This is a genomic window from Paenibacillus massiliensis subsp. panacisoli DSM 21345 (assembly GCF_000426545.1).
Lineage (GTDB): Bacteria > Bacillota > Bacilli > Paenibacillales > Paenibacillaceae > Paenibacillus > Paenibacillus panacisoli.
The window spans coordinates 252,480-256,099 of record NZ_KE384535.1; the positions used below are offsets into that span (position 1 = coordinate 252,480).

Here is a 3,620-nt window from a genome sequence, read left to right on the forward strand (position 1 = left end):
GGTGCAGCCTATGTTGCACCACGCACAGCGGTGGAGCAGGTATTGGCAGAGATTTGGGCTGGTGTGCTGGGCATGGAAGCCATCGGCACGCAGGACAATTTCTTCGAGCTGGGCGGCGATTCCATCAAGGCGCTACAGGTGTCGTCACGGCTCCTGCAGGCTGGATACCGGATGGAGATGAAGGACCTGTTCAGCCATCCGACAGTGGCAGCCTTGTCACCAAGAGTTCAATCGGTGACCAGACTGGCAGATCAGAGCGAAGTACAGGGAGCTGTGAAGCTCACCCCGGTTCAGCATTGGTTCTTCGAGCAGCATTTTGCAGAAGCACATCACCATAACCAGTCCGTCATGCTGTACAACCCGGATGGTTTTGATGAGAAGGTGCTTCGTGCAGCCATGAATCATGTGGTAAGTCATCATGATGCTCTGCGGACCGTATTCCGTCTGGCCGAGCAAGGCTATGAAGCTTATAACCGTGCAGTTGGTGAAGGCCAGCTGTACACACTGGAGGCAATTGATCTAAGAGCGGAGCCGGAGCTTGCTCACATCATCGAGGCCAAGGCGAACGAAATTCAATCCAGTATAGATCTGAGCACTGGACCACTAGTAAGACTGGGGCTGTTCCATTGCGCAGATGGCGACCACCTGCTGATTGCCATTCATCACTTGGTGGTGGACGGAGTATCGTGGCGGATTCTGTTCGAGGATATTACGGCAGCTTACGAACAAGCCTCGAACGGACAAGTGATCTCGCTTCCGAACAAGTCAGATTCATTCCGTACCTGGGCTGAGGAGCAAGCCCGCTATGCAGACAGTGAAGCAGTAGCGGCCGAGCTGAAGTTCTGGAAGGATATTGAGCAAGGCAACTATGAGGTACTTCCGAAGGATACACCGCAGCCATATTCCTTGAACAAGGATAGCGCGACGGTGACGATCAGTTGGACGGCGCAGGAGACTGAGCAACTGCTCAAGCAGGCACATCGAGCCTATAGTACAGATGTAAACGATCTGCTGCTCACTGCGCTCGGCATGTCCATTCAGCGCTGGGCTGGCATCGAGCGAGTACTGGTGAGTCTAGAGGGACATGGCCGTGAAGGTATCGTGCAGGATATTGATATTTCACGGACGGTGGGTTGGTTCACCACTCAATTCCCGGTAGTGCTGGATATGACAGCATGCGAGGACCTCTCCAAGCAAATTAAGCAGGTGAAGGAAGGGCTTCGTCATATTCCGCAAAAGGGCATTGGCTACGGCATTTTAAGATACTTGTCTGCGCTTGATGTGCAGGAGAGCTTTACAGTAGAGCCAGAGATCAGCTTCAACTATCTTGGTCAATTTGATCAGGACGTCCCACAGGGCTCGATTCAGGTATCTCCGTATGCTGGCGGAAGCGAGCACAGTGCATTGCAGGCAAGAGCCTATGCCTTGGACATCAATGGATTGATCTCGAATGGTGAGCTGCAACTGACGATTAGCTACAGTCATCAAGAGTACCAGGCTGACACGATGGAGAAGCTTGCGGATGCGCTGAGAACCAGTCTGCAGGACATCCTTGAGCACTGCGTGGCGCGTGAACAGACGGAGCTGACTCCAAGCGATATTATGCTGAAGAACGTAACAATGACAGAGCTTGATCAATTAATAGCGCAGACGCGAGACATCGGCGAGTTGGAAAATGTCTACGCGCTGACACCGATGCAAAAAGGCATGCTGTTCCACAGTCTGCTGGATGCTGGGTCTGGGGCTTACTTTGAACAGACGACGTTTGATCTGCATGGACGTTTCAATGTGCAGCTGTTCCGGGATAGCCTGCAGCATTTGGCGCAGCGTCACGAGATTTTCAGAGCGAATTTCTACAGTGGCTGGCAGGATGAGCCTGTACAGGTCATCTTCCGCCATAAGGAAATCGGGTTCTGCCATGAGGATCTGCGTCATTTTAGCGCACAGGAGCAAGAGGTGTTCCTGCAGGAATACATTCGTCAGGATAAGCAAGCTGGCTTTGATCTATCTCGTGATGCGCTGATGCGTGTAGCGATAATACAGACCAGCGATCAGGATTATCGCTTTGTGTGGAGCTCCCATCATATTCTGATGGATGGCTGGTGTGTGGCACTGGTGACAGATGAAGTATTTGAGGTGTATTTTGCAGCGGTGGAGCAGAGAGCGCCGAAGTTGTCACCGGTTACTCCATATCATCAATATATTGAGTGGCTGGAGGAGCAGGACGATCTTGAAGCAGCTTCCTACTGGAACCAGTATCTGTTCGGCTATGACCAGCAAGCGGTACTTCCTACGGGTGGCACAGCTGTCAAAGCGGAGAAAGTGAAGCAGACTCAATTTGAGCATATCCTTTGTGATCTGGGCAAGGATCTCACTGCACGCATTGACGTGATTGCCAAACAGCATCATGTGACCATCAATACACTACTGCAGACCGTATGGGGCTTGTTGCTTCAAAAGTATAACGGCAATGATGACGCTGTATTTGGCAGCGTAGTTTCCGGTCGTCCGGCTGATATTCCAGGGATGGAACATATGGTAGGCCTCTTCATTAATACGATTCCGGTACGGATTCGCGGTGGAGCTGAGGATAGCTTTGCTGAATTGATGAAAGGCACACAGCAGCAGGCGCTTCGTTCACAGGCCTATGAGACTTACCCGCTCTATGAAATTCAAGCTCTGACGGAGCAAAAGCAAGACCTGATCAACCACATTCTCGTATTTGAGAACTATCCAGTGGAGCAGCAGGTCGAGCAGCTTGGTGAAGGGGCAGAATCGGATTTTGCGATTAGCAACGCAGGCATGGTGGAGCAGACGAACTATGATTTCAATCTGGTCGTTATGCCACAGGAAGCGATGAAGATCCGATTCGAATATAACGCAGGACTGTATGACCGCTCAGCAGTCGAACGGATTCAAGGACATCTTGTTCATCTGCTGGAGCAGGTAGCAGCGAACCCGGAACTTCGAGTGAATGAATTGGCAATCGTCACGGAGCCAGAGCGTAGACAGATCCTCGACATCTGGGGAGATACCACGGTGGCTTACCCGAGTGAGCAGACGATTCACGGCTTGTTCGAGGCGCAAGCGGAGCTGACTCCAGAGCAACCAGCTCTGTTCTGCGAAGGAGAGCAGCTGACCTACCGCGAGCTGAATGAGCGAGCGAACCGTCTGGCGCGGATGCTGCGTAATGAAGGAGTCACGAAGGATCAGTTAGTCGGTCTCATGACCGAGCGCTCGGTGGACATGATCGTAGGCATCTTCGCGATCCTGAAGGCTGGCGGTGCGTATGTGCCGATTGACCCGACGTATCCAGAGGAGCGAATTCGCTACATGCTGGAGGACTCGGGAGCACAGCTGCTGCTGACTCAGCGTCATCTGGCGGATAAAGTCGCGTTCGATGGACGTATGCTCGTCCTGGATGGGACGGATGCCGTCTACCATGGAGATGGCTCGAATCTGGAGCCATGGTCTGGACCGAACGATCTGGCGTATGTCATCTATACCTCAGGTACGACGGGCCAGCCGAAGGGCGTCATGATCGAGCATCGCAGTCTGGTAAATACGGCAGCAGCCTATCGTCGGGATTACCGACTGAGCGAATTCCCGGTGCGGCTGCT

1 protein-coding gene is annotated in these 3,620 nt (G+C 52.7%); it reads left to right on the top strand.

The window, feature by feature from the left end:
* Nucleotides 1-3,620: condensation domain-containing protein (locus tag K331_RS30695; protein ID WP_156897729.1), on the top strand; the 3,620-nt coding region annotated here is incomplete at both ends.